Annotated in this window: 18 protein-coding genes and 2 pseudogenes; 5 read left to right on the forward strand and 15 right to left on the reverse strand. The window is 60.5% G+C overall.

The window, feature by feature from the left end:
* Nucleotide 1 precedes the first annotated feature (1 nt).
* From ACSFBF_RS22870 to ACSFBF_RS22935, 14 genes and pseudogenes are all read right to left on the reverse strand, one after another.
* Complete coding sequence (locus ACSFBF_RS22870) at nt 2-1174, reverse strand: ABC transporter substrate-binding protein (protein WP_435470942.1); 1173 nt, start codon at nt 1172-1174, stop codon at nt 2-4.
* A gap of 177 nt (nt 1175-1351) precedes the next feature.
* Nucleotides 1352-2146, reverse strand: coding sequence for an ABC transporter ATP-binding protein (locus ACSFBF_RS22875; protein ID WP_435470944.1), 795 nt, complete (start codon nt 2144-2146; stop codon nt 1352-1354).
* 2 nt (nt 2147-2148) lie between these two features.
* Nucleotides 2149-3063, reverse strand: a complete 915-nt coding sequence (locus ACSFBF_RS22880; protein WP_435470946.1) for an ABC transporter permease — start codon at nt 3061-3063, stop codon at nt 2149-2151.
* 19 nt (nt 3064-3082) lie between these two features.
* Entirely contained in the window at nt 3083-4000 is a 918-nt protein-coding gene (locus tag ACSFBF_RS22885; RefSeq protein ID WP_435471257.1) for an ABC transporter substrate-binding protein, read from the reverse strand.
* Between the two features lie 765 nt (nt 4001-4765).
* Nucleotides 4766-6505 (reverse strand): eCIS core domain-containing protein, encoded by a 1740-nt coding sequence (locus tag ACSFBF_RS22890; protein ID WP_435470948.1) that lies wholly within the window; start codon nt 6503-6505, stop codon nt 4766-4768.
* A gap of 1194 nt (nt 6506-7699) precedes the next feature.
* Nucleotides 7700-7979: pseudogene (rpsD, locus tag ACSFBF_RS22895) on the reverse strand (30S ribosomal protein S4); the annotation flags it as partial.
* Nucleotides 7980-8225: 246 nt separating this feature from the next.
* A pseudogene (locus ACSFBF_RS22900) lies at nt 8226-8846 on the reverse strand (pentapeptide repeat-containing protein); the annotation flags it as partial.
* A 668-nt stretch (nt 8847-9514) separates the two neighbouring features.
* Nucleotides 9515-11203 carry a serine/threonine protein kinase gene (locus ACSFBF_RS22905; RefSeq protein ID WP_435470950.1) on the reverse strand — a complete coding sequence of 563 codons (1689 nt, stop codon included), beginning with the start codon at nt 11201-11203 and terminating at the stop codon, nt 9515-9517.
* Between the two features lie 283 nt (nt 11204-11486).
* Nucleotides 11487-12377: a DMT family transporter gene (locus ACSFBF_RS22910; protein ID WP_435470952.1), complete on the reverse strand. Its 891-nt coding sequence runs from the start codon at nt 12375-12377 to the stop codon at nt 11487-11489.
* Nucleotides 12378-12381: 4 nt separating this feature from the next.
* Nucleotides 12382-13848 carry an NAD-dependent succinate-semialdehyde dehydrogenase gene (locus ACSFBF_RS22915; RefSeq protein ID WP_435470954.1) on the reverse strand — a complete coding sequence of 489 codons (1467 nt, stop codon included), beginning with the start codon at nt 13846-13848 and terminating at the stop codon, nt 12382-12384.
* Nucleotides 13849-13862: 14 nt separating this feature from the next.
* A complete protein-coding gene (locus ACSFBF_RS22920) occupies nt 13863-14588 on the reverse strand; it encodes a haloacid dehalogenase type II (protein ID WP_435470956.1) in 726 nt (241 codons plus the stop codon).
* A gap of 23 nt (nt 14589-14611) precedes the next feature.
* Nucleotides 14612-15976 carry an aminotransferase class III-fold pyridoxal phosphate-dependent enzyme gene (locus ACSFBF_RS22925; protein ID WP_435470958.1) on the reverse strand — a complete coding sequence of 455 codons (1365 nt, stop codon included), beginning with the start codon at nt 15974-15976 and terminating at the stop codon, nt 14612-14614.
* A 22-nt stretch (nt 15977-15998) separates the two neighbouring features.
* The gene (locus ACSFBF_RS22930) at nt 15999-16334 is read right to left on the reverse strand and encodes a tRNA-binding protein (protein ID WP_435470960.1); all 336 of its coding nucleotides are present in this window, start codon (nt 16332-16334) and stop codon (nt 15999-16001) included.
* Nucleotides 16327-17775, reverse strand: a complete 1449-nt coding sequence (locus ACSFBF_RS22935) for an FAD-binding oxidoreductase (RefSeq protein ID WP_435470962.1) — start codon at nt 17773-17775, stop codon at nt 16327-16329. Before ACSFBF_RS22935 ends, ACSFBF_RS22930 begins: the two co-directional genes overlap by 8 nt.
* Nucleotides 17776-17866: 91 nt before the next feature.
* Between ACSFBF_RS22935 and ACSFBF_RS22940 the strand changes: the two genes are divergently transcribed.
* Nucleotides 17867-19453 (forward strand): PucR family transcriptional regulator, encoded by a 1587-nt coding sequence (locus ACSFBF_RS22940; protein WP_435470964.1) that lies wholly within the window; start codon nt 17867-17869, stop codon nt 19451-19453.
* Nucleotides 19454-19459: 6 nt separating this feature from the next.
* Here ACSFBF_RS22940 and ACSFBF_RS22945 read toward each other — a convergent pair whose 3' ends face one another.
* Nucleotides 19460-20041, reverse strand: coding sequence for a helix-turn-helix transcriptional regulator (locus ACSFBF_RS22945; RefSeq protein WP_435470966.1), 582 nt, complete (start codon nt 20039-20041; stop codon nt 19460-19462).
* Between the two features lie 110 nt (nt 20042-20151).
* Here ACSFBF_RS22945 and ACSFBF_RS22950 point away from each other — a divergent pair, with 110 nt between their 5' ends.
* Genes ACSFBF_RS22950 through ACSFBF_RS22965 form a run of 4 tightly spaced genes read left to right on the forward strand, consistent with a single transcriptional unit; the run spans nt 20152 to nt 24126 of the window.
* Nucleotides 20152-21417 (forward strand): metal-dependent hydrolase family protein, encoded by a 1266-nt coding sequence (locus ACSFBF_RS22950; RefSeq protein ID WP_435470968.1) that lies wholly within the window; start codon nt 20152-20154, stop codon nt 21415-21417.
* Between the two features lies 1 nt (nt 21418).
* A complete protein-coding gene (locus ACSFBF_RS22955; protein WP_435470970.1) occupies nt 21419-22186 on the forward strand; it encodes an ABC transporter ATP-binding protein in 768 nt (255 codons plus the stop codon).
* Nucleotides 22183-22902, forward strand: a complete 720-nt coding sequence (locus ACSFBF_RS22960) for an ABC transporter ATP-binding protein (protein ID WP_435470972.1) — start codon at nt 22183-22185, stop codon at nt 22900-22902. The genes ACSFBF_RS22955 and ACSFBF_RS22960 overlap by 4 nt, the downstream gene beginning before the upstream one ends.
* A 24-nt stretch (nt 22903-22926) precedes the next feature.
* Entirely contained in the window at nt 22927-24126 is a 1200-nt protein-coding gene (locus tag ACSFBF_RS22965) for an ABC transporter substrate-binding protein (protein ID WP_435470974.1), read from the forward strand.
* Nucleotides 24127-24133: the final 7 nt, after the last annotated feature.

Here is a 24133-nt window from a genome sequence, read left to right on the forward strand (position 1 = left end):
CTCAGTCGCCCAGCAGTTCGAAACGGCCGTTCTTGACCGTCACCAGAAACAGGGTGCGAACGTCGAGACCCACATGATCGGTGGGGGTGTAGTTGAAAACGCCCACCGTGCCCACGTATTCGCGGGTGCGCTCCATCTCGGCGCGCAGATCCTTGCGGGCCGTGCCGAGGTCACCAGTCTTGCCCGAGGCCACATAGCGCTTCAGGGCGGAGATTGATAAGCCAACTGCGTCGTAGCCCTGCGTGGCGAAGATCTCGGCCTTGCCATCCCCATACTTCGCGTCGTATTCCTTGACGAAGCTGGTGATCACGGGAACGAGCGGGTTGGTCTTCTCCAGATCCTTGTAGACCGTGATTGGCGTGGCCCCGACGATCGCGCCTTCTACTGCGGTCTTACCGATGGACAGAAAGCTCGTCGTTGGTGCGCCGGCGCTGTGATAGATCGGCCCGGTGTAGCCCACTCGCTTGAGGGCTTCGTGTGCCAGTGCGGCCGAGGGCGGGACGGTGTGAAAGTAAACCGCGTCCGGCTTGCTGCGAGCCACCCGCAACGCCTGGGGCGCGAAGTTCGTGTCCGCGCGGCCAAAGCGTTCCGAGGCCAGGATCTTGATGCCCTTTTTCTCCGTCAATTGTTTGAACTCGACCCAGCCACCCTCGCCGTAGGAGTCGTCCAGGCCCATGAATGCGACTGTCTTGACGCCGTGCTTCACCATGTGGTCGAGCGTGTGGTTGATCATCAGACGGTCCGTGATCGGCGTCTTGAACATGAAGGTTTTTTCGGCTGAAGGTTCGACAACCGTGGCAGACGCCGACATGGACATGGCCGTCACGCCGCCTTCCTCGACAACCTTGGCGATGGCGAGGGAAGACGGTGTCGTGGTGCAGCAGATCACCATATGGACCTGGTCGTCCTGGATCAGCTTTCGAACTGCATTCACCGACTTTGTCGGATCGGAAGCGTCATCGTATTTGACGAACTTCACTTTGAAAGGCAGTGATTTGTCGGCGGCAATCTTCTCTTCGGCGAGATTGATCGCAGCGGTGGCGGGCGCAGCAATCACTGACGCAGCCCCTGTCACCGAAGTCACGATACCGATCTTGAACTCGGGCAACTCGGCAGCAAAACCGGCGGCCGCGAACAACGAGAGCCCTAGCACCAATCCAAACTTAATCCGCATGGGGATACTCCATCAAAATCGAACAAAGAAGCTGCGCGCACCGGGGAGCCGAAGCGCGTGAATAAATTATTCGCAAGGTGGTGCTTTGGCTTCGTATCTCTGGATACCAATGCATCGCTCGGCACGAAATTTGCACCAGCGTTTTCGCGAGGTGCCTGGCGCACCAGTGTGTGAGGTTCAGCCCAGCAACAGGGCGTCATCGGCAATCGCCTCTCCGCGGTGGCGTTCGAACATCCGCAGGAGATCGGGCACACCCAACCCCTCTCTCTCCTTGCCGCTCACGTCCAGGACAACACGGCCCTCATGCAGCATGATGGTGCGCGATCCGTGGTCGAGGGCCTGGCGCATGCTGTGCGTCACCATCATCGTCGTGAGGTTTCGTTCCTGAACGATCCTGTCGGTGAGGTCGAGGACGAACGCCGCGGTCTTCGGATCAAGCGCCGCAGTGTGTTCGTCCAGAAGCAGGATGCGTGACGGATGAAGCGATGCCATGAGAAGACTGACCGCTTGACGCTGCCCGCCCGAGAGCGTTCCCATGCGGTCGCCAAGCCGGTTCTCGAGCCCGAGATTCAAGGTCCTGAGCTGTTCGCGAAACACCTCGCGCAAGCGCCGATTGAGTGCAAAGCGCAGCGTTCTCACTTCGCCGCGTTGCCACGCCAACGCAAGATTCTCTTCAATCGTCAAAGCCTCGCACGTACCAGCCATCGGATCTTGGAAGACCCGGGCGACGAGCTTGCTGCGCTGCCATGCGTTCAGGTTGGTTACCTCTGCGTCGTCAATGCGGATGCTTCCTTCATCCACGAAAAGGTCACCACTGAGCGCGTTGAGAAACGTGGACTTCCCGGCGCCGTTCGAGCCGATCACGGTCACGAACTGCCCGCTCTCGATGGTGAGGCTGAGCCCGCGAAGGGCTCGGATCTCCATCGGCGTTCCCGCGTGGAACGTGACTCGCAGGTCTTGTGCTTTCAGCATGGTCAGACCTCCCGCCGGGTTGCGGTGCGAGCGGGAAGCCAGCTCAGCAACCTTCTCTTGTAGACGGGCATCAGGAGTGCTATCGTCACGAGCACCGCGGTGACGAGATTCAGGTCCTGGGCCTTGAGGCCGACGAAGTCGCTGTTGAGTGCCACAGCGATGAACAGTCGATAGAGGACCGCACCCAGCACGCAGCCCAGTGTCGCGACAACGATGCCCTTCCCGGGCATAAGCGTCTCTCCGATGATGACTGCCGCCAGACCGATCACGATGGTTCCTATGCCCATGGAGATATCCGCGCCGCCCTGCGACTGGGCGAACAGCGCACCCGCCAGCGCAACGATTCCGTTCGAAATGGCGAGGCCTGTCAGTGCGAGCCGGTCCGTCGAGATCCCCTGCGCACGCGCCATGCGGGCATTGCCCCCGGTTGCTCGCATGGCGAGACCGAGCGCCGAAGAAAAGTAGAGGTCGAGGATCACTTTCGTCGCGAGAACGATGACCAGTAGGATCAGTGGCTTCATCCAGAAGTCCTGCAGGCCGCCGGGATCGAGCAGGGTGAACACCGTTGGCTCGCTGATCAAGGCCACGTTGGGCTTGCCCATCACGCGCAGGTTGACCGAGTACAGGGCAATCATCACCAGGATGCCGGCGAGCAACTGCATGATCTTCAGCTTGACGTGAAGCCAGCCGGTCAGAAGGCCGGCGCCCGCACCGGCAAGGAACGCAACGCAGGTTGCAACGCAAGGGTTCCAGCCCGCGACGATCAAGGATGCGGCAACCGCCGCACCGAGCGGAAAGCTCCCGTCAACCGTGAGGTCGGGGAAGTTAATGACTCGAAAGGAGATGTAGACGCCGAGGGCGACCAGGCCAAAGATCAGGCCGATCTCGAGCGCGCCAAGGAAAGCGATGAGGGACATGGAGGCGTGCTCGATGAACTCAGTCGTAGACCTTCCTGGCTGATTTCAGAAGTTCATCCGAGAGCACGACGCCCTGTTTTTGGGCCGCGCTTTTGCTCACATTCAGCTCGAAGGTGGGACTGGTCTCGGGAGCGATGGCTCCGGGCGATTCGCCTTTGAGAATCCGGACAACCTGCTTGCCGGTTTGCCGTCCGAGGTCGTAGTAGTTCAGCCCGAGTGCTGCGACAGCACCTCGCTTCACCACATCGGTGTCCGCCGCAATCAATGGGATCCTCGCCTGATTCGCGACCTTGACGTATCCCTCGAACGCGGATGTGACGTTGTTGTCCGTGGGGGCGTAGAACACATCCACTTTTCCAACGAGGCTCTGCACGGCGCTGGAAACGTCGACCGTGCGTGCGGCAGCGGCACCGATCACCGAGAGGCCGGTCCCTTTCGTCGCCGCCTTGAGCGCCTCGACCATCACGACCGAATTCGCCTCACCCGGGCTGTACACGACGCCTATGCGTTTGACACCGGGCACGATCTTCTTGATGAGGTCGATGTGCTTGTCCAGTGGAGACATGTCGGACACGCCGGTCACATTCCCGCCCGATGCCTTCCACGACTTCACGAGCTTTGCATCCACCGGATCGGTCACGGCGCTGAACACCACCGGAATGTCCCGGGTCGCGGCAACAACCGCCTGCGCGGACGGCGTGGACACCGCCACGATGACGTTAGGCCTGTCGCCGATGAACTTGCGGGCGATTTGCACCGCCGTTGCGTTGTTGCCTTGGGCGCTCTGGTACTCGAGATGAAGATTCTTCCCCTCCACGTAGCCGGCGGCCGCCAGCTCGTCTGTCACCCCCTTGCGCGAGGCATCCAGAGCAGGGTGGTCGACGATGGCGGTCACGGCAACGCGGTATTGCTGCGCGTGAGCGGCACCGGCAAACATGCCGGCGAAGACGAGGCTGCCGAGCACGGCGCGGATGCGGGAATTTCTCATGGGGATGTCTCCTTCGTGATTCGAACTGGCGGGTGACCCGCAAAGGCAAGTGCCTGTGCGCAGGTCTTTCCTGCCATGAAATTCTCGAAGGGCAACGCAGGGTGACTACTTTGGTTTTGAAAGCCGCCGGGTACTCCCGGCACTTTTATCGTTCACCCGCACGGTGCGAGCTTTGCGCCCGCTGCGAATTACGGGATAACCCTGGCCGACGGCGCATCGCGGCCGTTACCGCGATGCAAGGACGACTGTAGGGAGCAGCTCGCACGCTGGTCTGCCGATCGCCGTCATTACTTCCTCGGCAACTGAGTGTCGGAATGCTGCCACGTTGTCGTGACTAGCCATCTGCGCGCTTTGGTCCTGAGTCTGAGATCGCCGTCAACATGAGTTGCCAGGACGCTTACTTTGCATGTTCGCCGCGTACGATGCACTCCCCTGTCTCTAGATCGAAATGCGACGAAACTTGGGAAGCAGCTCAGTGGGTCGGGTGCTCGACATCGATCTGAATCTACCGCGCATCGTCATACAGCTGCGCATGCCGGTCGCGGCGGTTGGCCTCGAGTGAGGCGACGACGTACAGTGTCACTAGCGCGCCAAGCGCATCAAGTCCGAGCCCACTCCCCTAACAGGCCGGGACTGCGCACATAAGGACGAGCAGAGGAAGCTCATGGGTCAAGCGACCCATTCGATCTGCTTTAGGGTCAAGTCCTTGAATCATCAGTTGGTTCCTGGCGGACAAACAGGCACATACGTACCGAAGATGCCCCGTTCGACGTCAGGACCAAGGCTCTGAGCCGCTGCATTGGCATCGGCAGGATTGGCATAGGCGAAGAACCACCACCATTGGACACCATGATCGCCGGGGCGCAGCCACGGATAGGTGAGCCGTTCGTTGGGCACCAACCGTTGGTTGGCGGGAATGGCTTCCGCCGGATGAGCGATTGGGGCTCGTGCGCCGCCGACGATTCCCAGCACTACTCCGAATTGGCGCTGGGCGCAGACCGCAGCATGCGGGACCGTGCCCTCGATGACAAGCTCTTGCGTGCGAAGAACGTCTCGCATCGCCAGAAATTCTTCGTCCTGCAACGTCCGGGCAGCAGGTAGAACTGCAAGATTGGAAGCAGGCTGAGGCTCATGCGCCTCGACGACCTTGAGCGCCGTCACGTCACCGCCCAACAGTCGTTCGGCAGCGAGATGGGAATTCAGTGGAAAAATGGTCTGTGGGGCGACCATTGCAAGATCGATGGTGACGGCGCCGAACACACTGGAAAATGGGATGCCCCGGGTCGACAACGCCGGCCGGTTCGATACACCCGTTGAAATGAAGCGCTTCTTCCAACCGCGCGTATGGCTCAGAAGTTGCTGGGACATTTGGAGGGCGGTTCCTGCAAGCACTGCATGGCGCGCTTTCCGGGGGCCCGAGTAGATTTCGCCCCCCTGGGCACCAATGCCTGGATGCGGTGCCTGAAGGTCTTGGTCAAGGTTGAGATTGTGGGCGTCCGACTGGTTGAGGCCGCGAGCGACAAAGCGCCTAACGTAGGTGTCCGTATTCGGAGCGTAGATATAGTGTTTTCCTGGTTTGGCGATGCGCTCAAAAACGGGCGACAGCACTCCGGCGGGTTGAGGAGCAATAGGCTGAAACCGGAAACTTCCGAAAGTGACTGTGCCGAGCACGACGAGCGTGTTCTGGACGTCGCGTACCGTGGAGTGGCGCGCCAAGATCCGGATGGAATCATCGCGCATCAGATTGACGGACGAAGGATCTTCGCTGAATTGAATTTGTCCGGCGCATCGCTTGAGCAGCAGGCTAGCGAGGTCGTGCCAGTCCTTGCCGTGCTGCAGGTGCGCCTTTTCATATGCGTGAAGAATGGGATGCGCGTTCCCGCCCACGCCTAGTGCCAGTGCATTCTGCATCACTTGGTGGTCCACGGCGGCTAGCGCGCGCTTCTCCCGCGCGTACGTGTCGAAAATGCTGGCTATCTTCGCGACGAGAAACGCCCAGTCGGCAGGCACGGGTGCCGCAGGGATGAACTCGAACTTGTGCCGGAAGGCGGCCTGCAGAAACAAGCCCTTCGACAACGGTGCCGGTCCGGGTGCCGATGGCACCGCGGAAAAGTCAGGAGCGGCACCATCGCAAAGCGTTGCTACGACCGCGTCCGCAAAACGATCAGCTTCGGCCTCCAGTTCGGGATCTTCGAGCAGGACAGCTCGCTCGAGTGGCGCGGCAAGGATTCGGTGCTGGAGCGTGTGCGCCAGTTCGTGAGCCAGAAGCCGCAGGCCCTCGCGTGTCGCGACGGAAGGCGCGTCGTGCGCAAGTAGAACATCGCGTCCGGCGGCCAGGCCCCACATGCCTAAGCGAGACGGCAATGCAGAACGCCGGATGGTGGTGCCCGAAAAATCGACCCCGAACTGATGCTGGATTTCCCTTGACCGGTCGTGCGCGAGATGAACTTCCAAAATGTTTCTAGACGGTTTTGTCACTTTGACCTGTCTCCATCAGTTGTGCCAACGTTGAGTTAGTGAGGCCAAGGTTGCGCAGACTGCTTGACCTCCGGTGATTGAAGTGGCTTTTTTTCTCAAGAGATTCGCGCTACCTAATAGCGCGCAACAAGCGTTGTTCGCTGCAAACGCTCTCCCCGACTCTAGTTGCAAAGTGATTAAATTAGGACGACACAAACTCCCCAGTTCATGTGAGGTGCCATTGGCCCGAGACACGCTCCTGGAGATGAAGAATTACCCGCTCCGGGTTGACAGTGTTTTCGCCATTGATGACCGCATCCTTCAACGCATCGCCACAGGCCTTGACGATGTCGGAAGGAGATCGCCCCTTCGCATGGCGAGCCAATTCCTCGTAATTTATGGATGGCGAGCTATCCCTTGGTCAAGATGGGATGGCTGCTCGCTTACTGATGTTTCGCGGCAAGCGCGATAGGTCGAATTCCAAACACGCAACGCCGGCGGCCCTGATACGGCGCCACTGGTCGCCGTCTATCGGGTTGGTAACTGTGACTTCGATGGCCATCCCGTAAGGGGCACTGCCGTCTCGTCCGCACGATTCCACCAAGACGTCTGGGCGCATGTGCTCCAGCGGAGATTCGACTCGAGCGCTCTCGAATCGCCTCCAGTGGTGTCGGATTTCGAGAGAGTCCTCGCGAATCTCAGCGATGGCATAGGTCGGCTCGCAGGCTACGCTGATACTGGGGACATGCAGTTCGACCATTGAGGCGATCAGGTGCTTCGCCGTCCAATGCAGCCGTGTCTCGTAGGTTGGACTCCGCCCGATGTGCGGCACAGCCTCATCGGCACCGCATCGAGCGCTTCGATGGCCGCGGCCATGCCGTAGCCTGCCATTTCCTGCCCGGTCTCACCGTCTACCGGATCGAACGGTGGGCCGGACCACTCGCCTCCCTCGACGAGAACTTGCCGTCGTCCGCTCGGCCGCTGCAATCCACCAATCGGGTCGATGAGAACCGCTGGCAGGGGCGCTACGCTCGTTGCTATCAAATTCTCGTCCGCCTCCCTTGGCGTGAGCTCGAATTTGGAGTGACCAACACTATCGCTTTCGAGACCGAGAAGAAATCGCTTTCTGTGGTCCTTCGGTAGCCGCCTCGGTTTCCTTAAGCTCCCGCTTGATAGCGTTCCCTTTGGTCGACACCGCGTCCCCGGCCCTGACCAGGTACGAGGCAGTGACGACCACCTGTCCGTTTACAGTTACAGCCTTATGTGCCAAAAGCTGGCGCGCCTCAGTTCGCGTAGAACTGAATCCCATGCGGTAGACAACGTTATCTAGTCTGGCTTCCAAGAGATTCAGCAGATTCGTTTCAGTATTGCCCGCGCGATGCTCCGCCGCGGTCAAGTAGGCGCGGAACTGACGCTCTAGGACACCGTATTGGCGCTTAAGCCGCTGTTTTTCTCGCAACTGCAAGTCACTGGGTGCGAGATCTCTAGCGATTCCGGGCTCGTCGCGAACTCGTCGTCCCAGAGCTTGCTCCTCGGCATTCGAAACCTCTTCGCGCAGCAACTCCGCCTTTGGTTTGGGTTCGCGCTTCTTTTCCTTTGGGTTGAATGGAGTCAGAGGATAAGTACCAACGGTCGCTTGACTCACCACGTTTGAAGGACCAGTCGAGATCAATGTGCCTCGAGTTCGATTTGAGATGATCACGTCTTCGAGGACTGTCAATCGCATTTCTGTATGTCGCAGATCGGCGTCTGAAAAGTCTGCTTGGGAAAAGTCGCTTCGGTTAAGGATGGTTGACCGCATGACCGATTGTTTGAAGCTAGCGCCGCGATAGGAGCCCGACATCATCATTGCTGCTGAAAGATCAGCACCCTGAAAATTGGCATGCTCGGCAACAACTTGAAGGAGGTCGGCCACAGCCATCGAACTGTCGCGAAAATCCGTGAGACGAAGAATGGAACCTTGTAGGCAGATATTCCTCATGTTGCAATCGCGCAAGGCACCATAGCTCAGATCGCAAAAGCTAAGGTCAACCTCACATAGATCCAAACCCACTAGTTGAAGGCCGCGGAGATCGTCAAGGCCGGCAACCCTGCTTGCATCTCTTGGCATCTGTTTCAGCCCCTCCGACCAATTGGGCGCTTTTTGCCTTAGCGCGGCAATCAATGCCTTGATCAACTTTTTGGTGCCAGCCGTCGTCCAGCGCGCTCTAAGTGCTGCGATCTTTTCAGTTGGAACTAGCGGCGCGGATTGAGTTTCCATGTTCGAACCAAAAGTGTAGGACTTCCATCGACGATTCGGCCTGCCTCCACAACACCAGCCCGGATCACTTGCAGACATGTGATCTCAGCAGGGATCGCGTGCTCCAGTTCAGCCGCTGTCGGGCAGTCACCATATTTTCCAGGAAGAAGGGGGACTCGCCCTTGCAGTTCCTTTTCAACGTCCCACGAAGAAGTTGCTCCAACTTCGTACACCCAGCCGCCTACATCGGCCCAATGTACAGCCCCTTGTCCGTATGGCGAGATGAGCGGCTTTGCTGTAGTCCCTCGGAAGGCGCTTTGGTCATTCCCCTTGACATGCTCGAGGAGACGGCGGTCCGTGCCCTTTGGAGGAATTCCGCCAGAAAAGACTTTATCAGGGGAGAAGAGAGAAGTTCCATGAAAGCCTCCAGCATTTGAAGTGCATGGAATTTCTCGCCCGCTCGGAAGAATGGCTCGCATGTCTCCGGCTGGCAACGCGCCCCGATCCGCCATTTCATGCTCCTCGTTTCTGACCTCTATCCAAATTCTACGTGTACTAGTCTACGCTTCGGGAAGGCAGAAATATGGTTTCTTGGCAGTTACTTGCTTTGAGCAATCTCTGCTCAGGACTCGCGTCGGCGCCGTCTTCGGTTGCAGGCCCAGATGTTGTGGTGCAGCCTGCATGGCAAAGACTTCTCGGGCACCTCCGCGGAAACTAATGGTCGCGGAGGTGGCGGCCGTTGGTTATAGTCCCACGAGTTTCACTGCTTATGGGGCTTGATGTCTCGCGTGAGCGAAAGTCTCTTGCAGATTCGATAGATACGTTCGGGTGGCCTCCCGGTTCATGGCCAAATAGTCTGGTCGTGTCCATTGACCGTTTCGAATAACTGCGCAGTAGTCGCCGACCGCTGGAATCTGGATGTGCTTTTGCGCACTTGACTTTGCTATCACCAACAGAACGAAATTTGAAATGAGGATCTGAACCGCATGCTCACCCAGCACTCTATCTAGTAGATTCTCTCGATGCCCCATCGGTTGTGTTTCATCGTAGACGATTGCGAATATAGGTAAGTTCATATCGCGTGATCGCTCGATTGCAGACTCCAAGGAATATGTCAGTCGATCGCGTAACGCATGAAGTCCTGAAAATTCTGCAGGTATATCTGCGAGATCCTCCTCAAGGATTCGAAGCATATCCGCTTCAACCGCGTTCTTGATGATGGTATCTAGCGATTCATCTTCAAGCTGTGTATTCATCCGCGCTCGGTATACCTCTCCATGGGATGTGTACCAAACAAGCTCTCTACCTGAGACTTCCACCCATAGATAGGTACAAAGCCAGTACTCACCTTTGAAGTCCCAACGGATCCTTACATGGCCGATTTCGATCCCGCAGCGGATGTCTACCTGTTGTGCCGTCATGGAACCGTGGCTCTGGTTCGCGACCCCGCTATACGCGCGCATCGCCCACTGCAATGCTTCGCGTACGCGCACGGATCGTTTTCCGCTGCTTTGAAGGGCAACCCCACCCAAAATTCTATGAAGCCGCTCCGTCCGATCGGCTGGCTCGGGCTCCGAATGCCGAGTCAGGATTTTGCGCAACTCTGTCTTCATCAACTCAGAAGTTTGGTACCGGTCATTGATAGCCGGTGCGAACGCTTTATCGAAAAAATTCCTAATTCCACTTCGCTCGAATCCTGCGAAAAACTGTTGCGCCTTCTCTCTCTGATGAGGAAGTCTGCCGTACCCATCACTTAGCTGAGTCGGGTTTCTGCCAGTAAAAAGGTAGTAGAAGATTCCCGCGATCGTTGTGAGGTCGGAAGCGGGATTGCGTTTGTCATCGCTGCCTCCGTTTAGTTCCGGCAGCGACAGAAATCTGTTGCCGAGTTCATCGCCTTCTCGAGTGAGCGTCTGCCGTTCATCATTGCTCTGGTCGAAAGCGAGACCAAAGTCCACTAAAACAGGAGAAGGCATCTCGCCGTCTCGCATGATGATGTTTTCCGGTTTGATATCTCTATGCAAAATTCCAACTGCGTGTGCACGGGCAACCGTATCCAGAAGCAGCAGGGTGATCGCGGTCGCTTGATCGAGGGTGACCTGTTTGGTTCGATTGCGCCACGAGCGCATGTTCGCACCTTCGATGAATTCGGTCGCGATGTATAGCTCGACACTCTTGTCTTCGTGGCGATGCGCATTGGTCTCGATAAGGCTCGGTACCTGAAGTCCTTGGAGAGATAGGTACGCCTGAGCCTCTCCATAAAATCTGGCACGCCGCTCTCTGCTGATCCCGCTCTTCTCCTGGATGACTTTCACGAAGGCGACTTGCTGGTTCCCCTTGCGGATGACCCTGTGTCCAACACCCTGTCCCCCTTGGCCGACCTTATCGTCGAGAACATCCCACCGTTCCTCAAACGAAGCAGCATCGACCCAAATATCAAGCGGTGACTCAAATTTCAAGTTCCGTCCCCTACGTTATCCATTGAGGCCTCATCGTACTAGGCACTACGGGTTTCGATGGTGACTTTGGGGTGAGGGCAAGCTGGCCGCAGCCCATGAGGGCATCTTTATTCGGGGGCTTACCTTCGTAAACGCCCACTTATCGCCGGTTAATGCGCTTGCGGGCCACGAGGGAGGCTGTGATCTTGTAGATGTCAGTGGCTGCTATGCGGAAGCGGACTGTCATTGACCGAGGCTGAACCTTTGACTTTGGCCAAGCGCTGACAACGGCCCGGCACCTTGTTCAAAGGGCCGCGTCCGACTCGACGCATGCAGAGTGTTTCCGCCGCTGGTTGCGCACGAAAGAGCCGGCACGCCTGCTCGCGAGGAAAACTGCCACGCTTGAAGCGGTGACCAGGAGTGCTGCCGCAATGATCGGCATCGACAGGGACCGACTTCCCACAAGCGCAAGCATCAGTGTCGACAGGATCGGGGTCGCGTTGGACAGCACGCCGACGATCCGCGTGTCGCCGCGGCGCATGGCCAGACTCCATAGATAGAACGCACCGCCCGTAGGGCCAACGCCCAAGGCGATCATCATCAGCCACTGAGACGCATCAAGCGAAACGGTCGGCTCGAGGGCTGCATGTCCAGCGAGAGCGAGCAGGCCCGACACCATGCAAGCCGGCCCCACGTCCACGGGGGATGAGGTCTTGCTGCGGGCTTCGGCGATGGAATAACTCGCCCAAATGAATGCCGCAGCAAGTGCGAACCCATAGCCCGCGTGCCAGCGCAAGGACATTTCGACGCCGTCGATGGTCGCCAGCACCACCCCGCCGAACGCAGCTATTGCCGCAGCGATATGGATCCATCCAAGCTTCAGCCCCTGCCCCGCCAGCGGAGCCATCAGGAGGATGAGCAGTGGCCACGCATAGTGCACGAGATTGGCATTGACCGGCGGTGCCGAACGCAGAGCGACGATGTACACCAGGTGATAGGTGAACTGGCCATAGACGCCCACCGCCAATGCACGCCAGTCCAGCGACCATCTATTCATCCATGGCAGCGACAACGCGCCACCGATGAGCAAGCTCATGCCTGTCAGATACAAGGGAGGAACCCCGGCAAGCGACACCGTGAGCGTGGCCAGCGAAGACCACATGACGATGGCGGCGAGTGCCGCAAACAGAGGCATCGGATCAAGCCGCTTTGGCGAGATCGAGGTGAAGGGTCTGGATCTCCAGAAACTCCTCAATGCCATACAGGGATCCTTCTCTCCCGATGCCGGACTCCTTGACGCCGCCGAACGGGGCAACCGCCGTCGAGATGGCACCCGTGTTCATCCCCACCATGCCGCATTCAAGCGACTCGCTCACGCGGAACAGCCTGCTCACATCGTTCGAGAAAACGTAGGCTGCCAGTCCATAGGGCGAGTCGTTGGCCCTGTCGACCACTTCGCTTTCCGTGTCGAAGCGAAACAGCGCAGCGACCGGCCCGAAGGTCTCCTCGTGGGCCAGGACCATGGTGTCGTTCGCCTCTGTCAGCACCGTCGGCTCGAAGAACTGGGAACCACGTTCGGAAGCCTTCCCGCCGCAAGCGATTGATGCGCCCTTGGCTTGCGCGTCCGTCACGTGTGCCTGCACCTTCTGAAGCGCGGCCTGGTTGATCAGCGGACCGATGGTGGTACCCGCTTCCGTACCTGCGCCCACTCGCAGCTGTCGCACTTCCTTCACCAGCCGATCGGTGAAGCGCCCGTAGATGCCCGCCTGAACGTAGATGCGGTTGGCGCACACGCAGGTCTGCCCGCTGTTGCGGAACTTGCTTGCCATGACGCCGGCGATCGCGGTCTCGAGATCGGCGTCGTCGAACACGATGACGGGTGCATTTCCTCCGAGCTCGAGGCTGACACGCTTGACGGTGTCGGCGCACTGGCGAAGCAGCGTCTTGCCGACGGCCGTCGATCCCGTGAAGGTCAGCTTGCGCACCGTGGGGTTGCCCGTGAGTTCGGCGCCGATGCCCGCCGGCGCACCCGTCACGATGTTCAGCACGCCCTTTGGAAACCCGGCGCGCTCGCCTAACTCGGCCAGTGCCAGTGCAGAGTACGGGGTCAGCTCGGAGGGCTTGACCACGACCGTGCAACCGGCGGCCAGGGCAGGCGCCAACTTGCGCGTGATCATCGCGTTCGGGAAATTCCAAGGCGTGATCGCCGCGCACACGCCCACAGGCATCTTGCGAACGAAGATGCGTCGGTTCGGCTGCGTCGCTGGAATGGTCTCGCCATAAGCGCGCACGCCCTCGCCCGCGAACCATTGGACGAACGACGCGCCATACAGGATTTCGCCTTTGGCTTCACTCAAGGGCTTGCCCTGCTCGAGGGTCATCAGGAGGGCAAGATCATCGGCGTGCGCCAGCATGAGGTCGTGCCACTTGAGCAACAGCGCTGCACGATCTTGCGCAGTCAGTGCCCGCCACGTCGGCAGCGCGGCCTGCGCCGCCTCGATGGCATCACGCGTGTCGGCGCCGTCACATGAGGGAATGGTGCCGAGCGCTTGCCGATTGGCAGGGTTCACGACTTCCATCGTTCCCCCGGCTCGGGCATTTCTCCACTGCCCGTCGATGTACGCTTGCTGGCGCCACAGCGCCATGTCCTTGAGTCGCAAATCCATGGCGCGTTGTTCCTTCAGGCGCCGATTTCAGCCTGATGGGCCTTGGCAAGCGCGATCATGCTTTCGAAGGTGAAGTCCAGCTTCGGCGTGCCGGGCGGCGGCATGGTGGCGCCCCAGCCCTTGTTGGCATGACGGCGATCGATCCAGGCAGAAGCGAGTCCGAAATTGTTCGCAGGTGCGTGGTCGTGGAAGAGACTTTGGGCGGTGTGAAGGATGTCCTTCTTCTGGAGACCGAAGTCGCTTTCCAGGCGCTTGAGCATGTACTCGAAGTTGCGCGGGCTCGGCTTGTAGGAGCCGATGTCCTGCGCGGTGTAGATCGCATCGAAGACCACCTGCAGGCGCGCATTGCTCGAACGGAACGAAAGACGATCGACGTTCGAAAGAATCACGAGCTTGTAGTGCTTCTTGAGGTACGCCAGTGCCTCGACCGAATCGGAGAACTCTGGCCAGTCCGGCACCGATGCACCGAAGATGTTGGCTTCCTCGTCACTGACGCTGACTCCCCACTCCTTGGCCAGACGCTTGTAGACGAGTGTCAGCAACTGCGAGTAGGGCATCGCCGGCGTTTCCTCTTCTTGCGCGGACTCGTGCTGCGCGTAGTTCTCGAGGACCTGGTCTCGCGTCTTGTCGTTACCCGCCTTGGCGCGCAGCGGCTCCAGCGCGTTGTAGATCCCGGATTCCCAGTCGATCAGGGTGCCGTAGCAATCGAAGGTCAGTACTTTGAAGTCGGAGAGTTTCATGGTTGCTCCTGGTGGTGGTTGATTCAAGAAAAGACGTGAGCGATGGAAGCGCGAAGGCGCGCGATGAGGACGTCAACGTCCGCTTCCGTGTAGTTCAGGGAGGGTGCGAAGCCCAGAATGTCATCGCCGAAAGCGCGGAAGACCAATCCGTTCTGGAACGCATGATCGAGCACGCACTGGCCCAGCTTGAGCGCCGGATCGGGCTTGGTCTTCGTGGTCTTGTCGGTGACCAGCTCAACAGCGCCGAGCAGGCCGCGGACGCGGACTTCGCCCACGCACGACAGGGATTCGAGGTCTTTCAGACTCGCTTCGAAGTATTTCCCGACGCGCTGACCGTTCTCGAGCAAGCCGCCGTCCGTGTACAGATCGAGCACGGCGTTGGCCACCGCAGCGCTGACCGGATGCCCTGCATAAGTCTGTCCGTGACCGAACGCGGTCCCGTCGCTGCCGCCCTCGGCGATGCCCTGGTACAGCTCCTCCGAGATCAGCGTCGCGCTCATCGGGGCATAGCCGGCCGTCAAACCCTTGGCCAGGGTCAGGATGTCCGGCGCTACGCCTTCGGAGGCGCACGCAAACATGGGCCCTGTGCGACCGAAGCCGGTGATGACCTCGTCGACGATCAGCAAGATGCCCAGCTCATCGCAAGTCTTGCGCATGGCGGCCAGGAATCCGGGGGGCGGAATGATCACGCTACCCGAGCCCTGGATCGGCTCGCAGATGAATGCCGCCACGTTGTCGGCGCCGAGTGCCGCCACCTTGTCGCGCAGCGCGCGCACCGTGCTCGCGAGTACCGCCTCCGGATCCGGTCCGTCCGCATGGCGGTAGGGATACGGGGATGGGATATGGTGTTGCTGCGGAGCGGGCACATCGAAGAATCGATGGAACAGCGGCAATGCGGTCAAGCCGCTGCCCACGGCCGAGCTGCCGTGATAGCCGCGTTGAAGGCCGATGAAGTGCTTCTTGTCCGGTTTGCCGATGGCGTTGAAGTAGTAGCGGACGGTGCGAATCGCGGTGTCGACAGCATCGGAGCCGCCCTGTCCGAAGAGCACACGGGTGAGGCCTGCGGGGGCCAGCGCCGTAAGACGCCCGGCGAGGCGGATGGCCGGCTCGCTCGCGAAGTGAAAGTAGCCGGTGGCATACGGCAGCTTGCGCATTTGCTCGGTGGCGGCCTGCACGATCGATTCGTGGCCGTAGCCGACGTTCACGCACCACAGCCCGGAGAATGCATCCTGCACGCGGTGGCCACTGGAGTCGATCAGGTGGATACGGTCAGCCTCTTGCCAGATCGTCGCGCCCCGCTTTTCGTGTTGCCGCAACGCAGCAACCGGATGGAGCCAGTGGCGCCTGTCGATCTCTGTGAGTTCGGCGAAATGGTCCGACATGTTCATGGAAATCCTCTTTGGTAGGTGTTCAGAAAATCGTGGCCCCGGGAGCCACCGGGCGCTCGGTGGTCAGCAGCACGGGCGCTCCGGAATCGCTGCGCGCGCCCACGACCAGTACCTGCGATTCGAAGCCCCCAATGCGGATGGATCCCAGGTTCATCGCGCACACCACCTGCTTGCCGATGAGGTCTTCCGGTTTGTAGAGCTCGGTGTACTGGCCGCTGGACGTGCGGGTGCCGATCTCGCCGAAGTCGATCTTCAGCTTGTAGGCCGGCACTCTGGCCTTGGTGTTGAGCGCGGCTTCGACGACGCGTCCGACGCGCAGTTCCAATCTCTCGAATGCATTGGGATCGATGTCAGTCATGAGTGGCTTCTTTCATTGCGTCCAGTTGGGGAAGAAACTTGCCCGGGTTGAGCAGGTTCTTGGGGTCGAGGGCGCGTTTGATGCGCCAGGCCATCTCCAGCTCTACCCGGGACTTCACGGCCAGCAACTCATCCCGCTTGGCGACGCCGACGCCATGTTCGGCAGAGATCGATCCGTTCATCGCCATGGCAATCCCGTCTGCGATGCGGGTGATCGATTGGCTGGCTCGCGCCAGATAGTCGGCAGCCGTTTCGTCTGCCGGTCGCAGAGGGTTGAAGTGCACGTTGCCGTCGCCGACATGCCCATAGATCACCATGCGCGTCTTCGGCTCGACATCGAGCACGCCGGCCGATGCTTGCGCGATGAACTCCGGAATCCTCGAAAGCGGAACTGAGATGTCGCAGCGAACGCTTCCGCCGGTTCGTGTCTGGGCATCCGAGATTTCTTCACGGATTCGCCAGAAGTCGCTGGCGTGCGCCTGCGTTGCGGCCACTGCCGCATCGCGGATGCTTCCATCTTCCAGACCCACTTGCATGACGTCGTAGAAGTCACTCTCGAGTTCCTCTTGCGATCGCCCAGCGCCCATTTCGACGAGCACATACCAGCCTGCACGCGTGGAGAGAGGCGTCCGTGTATCGGGAAGATGGCCCAGGACCAAGTCAAGGGCTGTCTGGGAGATCAGCTCGTAGGCGGTCACGTCCTGGCCGACGCATTTGCGCAGTTCTGAAAAGAAGGCCAGTGCGATCTCGGGCGTATCGAACGCCAGGAAGGCCGTGCAGACAGCGCGCGGCTGGGGCATCAGCTTGAGAACGGCGGCCGTGACAATACCGAGGGTGCCCTCGGCGCCGATGAAGAGCTGCTTCAGGTCGTAGCCGGTGTTGTCTTTGCGCAGGGCTCGCAGCCCGTGCCAGATGCTTCCATCGGGCAGTACGGCTTCGATGCCCAGCACGAGATCGCGCATGTTGCCGTACCGCAGGACGTTGGTGCCCCCCGCATTCGTCGAGATGTTTCCGCCGATCTGGCAACTTCCCTCTGAGCCGATGCGCAGGGGAAAAAGCTTGCGCACCTCCTCGGCCGCCATGCGCGCCTGGTGCAAGGTCACGCCGGCCTCGACGACCATGGTGTCGTTCACCGCGTCGACAGAGCGGATGCGGTTCATGCGCGACAGGCTGAGCACGATGCTCTCGCCCTTGGCATCGGGAACGGAGCCGCCGAGCAACGAAGTGTTGCCACCTTGGGGTACCACGGGGATGTCATGCGCGTGGCAGTACGCCACCACGCGACTGACCTCGGCGGTGTCGGCTGGTCGGACTACGGCCAGCGCTTTCCCATGGAAGACGCCTCGGTAGTCGGTCGCAAACGGCCGCGCGCTTTCTTCCTCGACCAGGCAATTCGCCGCGCCGACCAGGGAAGAGAGTTGCTCGATGTGTGATGAAGGCATGCGACGAATTTAGGGGCGATTGCGACTCGCAGATATGTACGAAGAATAGGAATTGATAGTCAATTTCTGCACTGATTCGTAGAATTTCCGAATGCAACTCGACGAAGCTCTTCGCACTTCACCCCTCCAGGCAGGCGCCGTGGTGGCTGCCTCCGGGCATCTTGCGAGAGAGATTTCCTGGGTTCAGGTGGTCGATCACCCCGACATCGAAAGCTGGGTCGAGCCAGGGCACCTGCTTCTGAGCACCGGCTACAACTGGCCGAAGGGTGGCAACGAGGCTGCCGTGCTTGTCGAAAAGCTCGCGGCCAAGGGCGCGTGCGGCGTGGTGTTGGCGGTCCCTAACTTCGTCGAGCATTTCGAGGCCGAAACGATCGCCGCCGCGGATCGGGTGCATTTGCCTCTCATCGAGTTGCCTTGGGAGGTGCCATTCAGCGCGATCACCCAGTACGTGCACCGAGAACTCGTGGACCGCCAGAGTCGAGCGCTGACGAAGTCGGAGCAGATTCATCGCCAGCTAACGGAGGCCGCAGCAACGGGAGACAGCCTGCAGGACGTTGCCCGCGTGCTTGGCCAGGTCCTGGAGCGCTCGGTTCAGATCTACTCCGCCGAGGGCGGACTGCTGGCAGCTCATGCCATCGAACACGGCGGGCATGTTTCTCCGCTCTTTGAGCAAGGCGTTTTCCGCGCGTTGTCCGCAGGCGGCGGCGTCAAGGCGATGGACACGCAGACACGCGCCGTGCGCTGGCATCCACGCCCCTCGCGCCTGGCAGTGACAGCCCAGAGCGTGGTGGGGTGCGCCGTGCGCAATCGCAATGGCGGACTCGGCTACGTCCTGGTGGCCGAAGGCGTTCCGCCGCTCACTGAGATCGACCTGCGCGCAGTCGAGCACGCCGGAACCGTGGCCGCTTTGCAGATTGCACATCAGCGCGAGCTATCAGCCCATGAAGCACGTCTCGGCTATGCACTGGTCGCTGCGTTGCTCGAGGGGCGTTTCGACGAAACGCCCAGTGCCATCGAGCGCGCCCGTTTGTTGGGCTGGGATCCGGAGCAGCGCTATCGATTGGCAACGATCCTGCTCGACGAACCCAACCCGCTCTCCAGCGAAGGCCTCGGGCGGCGCGAGCAACTCGCGGGGCAATTGACACAGGCGTTCCGACAAAAGGGCGTTCAGCCACTCATCAGCTTGTCTGCCAATCAGATCAACGCGCTCGTCCCGGACACCATGGATGTCGAGTGGCTCTGGTCGAACATCGCCCACGGCCGCTCTGCAATGGGCGTGAGCGAATTTCATCGGGGGGTTGCAGGCATGCATTCGGCGGGACGCGAGATCGCCGACCTCATGCCGCACACCAAGCCGGGCCGCGTCCACTTCTCCGAAGAGGCCATGTTCCCTCGGGTACTCGCTGGCGATGCGGCAGCGCGCCGGATCTTCATCACGCGGTTGTTCGGCGCGTTGGAGGCGGACAAGCGTGGTCAAGCCCTGATCGATACCGCCATTGCGCTGACCGACGAGGGATTCAATCTGCAGCGCACTGCAGACCGCCTCGAGGTGCACATCAGCACATTGCGCTACCGGCTGGGGCGCCTGAGCGAACTGACCAAGCTGGACCTGGACTCGGTCGAAGGACGCTTCCGGCTCCAGCTGGGCGTGCGGTTGTACCTGGCCGAGCAGCCCTGAGCGGCTTCAGCCGGCGAGCAGGCGCTTCACCAGGTCTGGTGTGCTGCTCACGCTGTACTTGCGCAGCAGGCGAGTCTTGTAGATGTCCACGGTGCGTGGGCTGATGTTGAGTGCCCGTGCGACTTCCTTGCCCGTCTTCCCCTCGATGAGCAGTGCCGCGATGTCGCGCTCTCGCGGCGTCATGGAGCCGCGCAGGGCCGAATTCACCTTGCGCCCGGTCGAGAGGTCGGTGAAGGCCCAGAGCGTGTCGTGGTGAGGATCGTCCGGCGTGTATGTGAATCCGCTGACATGCACCCAGAACAGTTCTCCGTCGAGCCGGCGCATGACCCGGTCATCAGAGAAAGTGTGGTGCTTGACCAGCACGGGGGCGATGCGGTCACCGGTCTGTTCGAAGTGCGTCTGTGTGGGATACAGCCGCTCGAAGGAGGACCCCACCAGATCGTCGACCTCTGCTCGAAAGATGGCGGCGAATGCCCGGTTGCACGCAATGATGACGCGATCTCGCCCTAGCGCCTGACCGACCGGCGCATCCTGAAAGGCGCGGTGGTAGTCGATCACCTGGTTCTTCTCGGTTGCTTTATTGCGCATCGATGAAAAGTCCCCTAGGAAAAAACACTTAGGTGTTTGGCACCTATTGTCTTAGGAGTATACGACTCCTAGACTCCTATCGCATTAGGTGCTCAAGACGGAGATTTTTCATGTCGGTGTTTGTTCTGCGGAATGCGAACCTGCTGGACCTCGAGAAGGGGGAACTGGTCGATGGCATGGACGTCGTCGTTGTCGACGGTCATGTGGCGGAAGTCGGGTCGCGGCTCGCTCAACCGAGGGCGACGGATGCCGTCTACGAGCTCTACGGCCTGACGCTCATGCCCGGCCTGATCGATTGCCATGTGCATGTGACGGCCTCGTCCGTCAACCTGGGGCTTGCGGCACGGTTGCCCAACGCGTTGGGCATCATTCGGTCGCTGCCGATCCTCAGGGGGATGCTTATGCGCGGCTTCACGACCGTGCGCGACGCGGGCGGCGGCGACTGGGCCCTGGGCCAGGCTGCCAAGGATGGTCTGATCGAGTCGCCCCGGCTCTTTACATCTGGCAAGGCACTCTCGCAAACCGGCGGCCACGGCGACTTCCGTGCACGCAGTGACCAGCTCGAGTCCTGTGCATGCTCGTTCCGCATCGGAAACATCGGCCGCGTCGTGGACGGCGTGGACGAGGTGCGACGCGCAGCGCGCGAAGAGCTGACCAAGGGGGCAACCCAGATCAAGGTGATGGCGAGCGGCGGTGTGACCTCGCCGAATGACCCCATCGGCAACACCGGCTACTCGATGGACGAGCTCCGGGCAATCGTCGATGAAGCCACTGCATGGCAGACCTATGTGATGGCGCATGCCTATACGCCGCGCGCCATCCGGCGTGCTGTCGAAGCAGGCGTGAGGACGATCGAGCACGGCAACCTCGTGGACGAGGCCACAGCCGTGCTGCTGAAGGAGTCTGGGGTGTTTGTCGTCCCCACCTTGATCACCTTCGATATGCTCTCTCTTGAGGGTGCCTCTCTCGGTCTTCCGCCGGAGTCGATTGCCAAGGTGGACGACGTTCGCCTGGCAGGCCGCGAGGCCGTCGCAATGCTGCATCGAGCCGGCGTGAAGATGGGATACGGCAGCGACCTGCTGGGCGAGTCACACCGGCACCAGAGCGAAGAACTGCGGGTGCGCTCCGAGATCATCGGCAATCTGGAGGCATTGCGCAGTGCCACGACGGTGGCAGCGGAGATCGTCCAGCACGCCGGCAAGCTGGGCGTCATTCAGCCTGGTGCAATCGCCGATCTTCTGGTGGTGCGGGGCAACCCGCTTCACGATATTGGTGTGCTGACGGGGCAAGGCGAAAACATCGCGGCCATCATGAAAGATGGAAAGTTCGCAAAGAACGAACTGCCGGCGCGCACTGGCACTGCACTGGCGAACTGACATGGACGCACTTCTCGAAATCTCGGACGTGCGTGCCACGTTTGGCGGATTGCACGCACTTGATGGGGCGACCTTCAATGTCGCGCGCGGCAAGACGACCGGGCTGATCGGTCCTAACGGCGCGGGCAAGACAACGCTCTTCAATGCCATCACGGGATTGTTGCCACAGGCGTCAGGGCGAATTGCGTTCAACGGCAAGGACATCTCGAACCTGAGGCCGGAAGGTATCTCGCGGGCGGGCTTGATCAGGACGTTCCAGCTCGCGCGCGGTTGCCCGCGGATGACCGTCTTCGAGCACCTGATGCTCTATGGACCGCGGCAACGTGGAGAAGGATTTTTTGCGGGTCTCCTTGGCAATGCAGCGGTCCGTGCACGCGAGGAAGAACTGCGGGAAAAGGCGTGGGCGATGGCGCGCAGGCTTCGTCTGGACCATGTGCTGGACAACCTCGTGCCGGCCCTGTCGGGTGGACAGAAGAAGCTTCTCGAGATCGGGCGGGCGCTGCTTGCCGAGCCCGAGATGATCCTGCTGGATGAACCCATGGCAGGCGTCAATCCGGCGCTTGTCAGTGAGATCGCCGATCAGCTCGAGGCCGTCAAGTCCGAAGGCATCACGATTCTCTTGATCGAGCACGAGATGGCGCTCATCAAACGCCTGTGCGAGGAAGTCGTCGTGATGGCCGAAGGCAAGTACCTGACCCACGGCAGCTTCGACCAGGTCACCTCGGACCGTCGCGTTCAATCCTCTTACCTTGGAAGGAGCCGCGCATGACGACTCTGAATGTGCGTGACATCCGCGGCGGCTATGGCAGCGCGGACGAGATCGTCAAAGGCATCGATCTCGAAGTGAAGGCGCGCGACCTTGCCGTGATCATCGGTCCCAACGGTGCTGGCAAGTCGACGTTCCTGAAGCTCGTGGCCGGGCTCCTCAAGCCCAAGACCGGCCATGTGGAGATCGATGGACGCCATCTCGTGCCCGGCAGTGCACAGGATGCCTGCGAGCAAGGTTTGAGCTTCGTGCCGCAGGAACGCAACGTCTTCCAGAGCCTGACTGTGCGGGAGAACCTCGAGATGGGCGGCTATCTGGTGCGCTCGGAGCTCAAAGCCCGGGTGGAGGCGCAGCTCGAGCGCTTTCCCCTGCTCAAGCCGCGTCTGAAGCACAAGGCCGGAAATCTTTCCGGTGGCCAGCGGCAGGTGCTCGCGATGGCCATTGCGCTGATGACGCAGCCGAACGTGCTGCTCCTGGACGAACCGACCGCGGGGCTCTCGCCTGCCGCGGCCGACGAAGTGTTCGACCTGATCCGCGAGTTGGCGGGCCAGGGTCTCGCAATCCTGATGGTCGAACAGAACGCGCTGCTGGCCCTTGGGTACGGCACGCGAGGGCTGGTTCTCGTCGCCGGGCGAAAGCTCCGCGACGCGAGTGCCTCGGATCTGCTGGCGGACGACGAGGTCCGCCACCTCTTCCTTGGCGGCGCACAGATTCACTGATTTCAACTTCCTTGGAGCATGGCTATGACTAGCAGAAGATCTTTCCTGACGACAAGTACCGCTGTGGCCTTCGGGGCAGCCCACCCGCTCCTTTGGGCGCAGAACAAGGAGCCGATCAGGATTGGTATCCTGATTCCCTTGACAGGCGCTACCAGTCAATTCGGTGCGACGATGAGCCGGGCTGCACAGATCGCCGCTGAGGAAATCAACGCCGCCGGCGGAGTCAACGGACGCCGCGTGGAAGTTGTCATTGAAGACGACCAGAGCAATCCAGAGGCATCGGTACGCGCAGCGCGCAAGTTGATCGACGTCGATCGCGTCGTCGCCATCGGCGGGTCGTACGCCTCATCGGTGACGTCAGCGATCGCACCGCTTTGCTGGGAAAGCAAGACCGTCCTGGCTACGTCTTCGGGTGCGGACAGCATCACGAAGCTGCCTCACCAAGGCTATATCTTCCGCACGTCGCCGACGGTCACGCTGCAGGGCACGCGAGTGGGCGATCTCGGCATCGAACTCGGCTGCAAGAAGATGTTCTTCATGGGGCCGCAGACGCCTTTCGCGCAGTCCTACATCGACATCATCTCGGGCATCTTCACGCGCGCGGGCGGTACGGGCGCAGGACTGATCTACGAAGACAAGAAGTCCAGTTATCGTTCAGAAGTGGACCATGCGCTGCGTGCCAAGCCCGATGTGATTGTGCTCGGAGGCTATGTGCCGGATACGTCAGTTGTTCTGAAAGACCTCTACCGCGCCGGTTACGACGGCAAGCGCATCGGTTTCTCGTTCGGCATCAATCAGAAGCTGGTGGAGGCGGTGCCCGCCGAAGTAGGCGAAGGCGCTTACTCGCTGGTCCCGTCGGCTTCCGTGAACGCTGGCGCGTACAAGCGACTGATCGCAAAGATGAAGGTCGAGGCCCTGGACAGCTATTCCTGCCAGGTCTACGACCACGTCAACCTCGTGGCGCTCGCGCTGGCCAGCGCACCCACTGCCGAGGCCAACGGCACGACGGTGCGAGACAACCTTCGGGGCATATCCCAGTCGCCACAAGGCAAGGTTGTCGACAGCGCCCCTGACGGCCTGAAGCTCTTGAGCTCGGGAAGTCGCATCAACTTCGACGGGGCCAGCGGACCACTCGAGTTCGCCGACAACGGCGACGTCAAGGGCGTCTTCTTCCGCTACGAGCAGATCCAGAAGGGCAAGCTCGCGGTGACGAAGGTCGCTTGACCGAACC

Origin of the sequence: Variovorax nivicola (genome assembly GCF_051216475.1) — a bacterium.
GTDB lineage: Bacteria > Pseudomonadota > Gammaproteobacteria > Burkholderiales > Burkholderiaceae_C > Variovorax.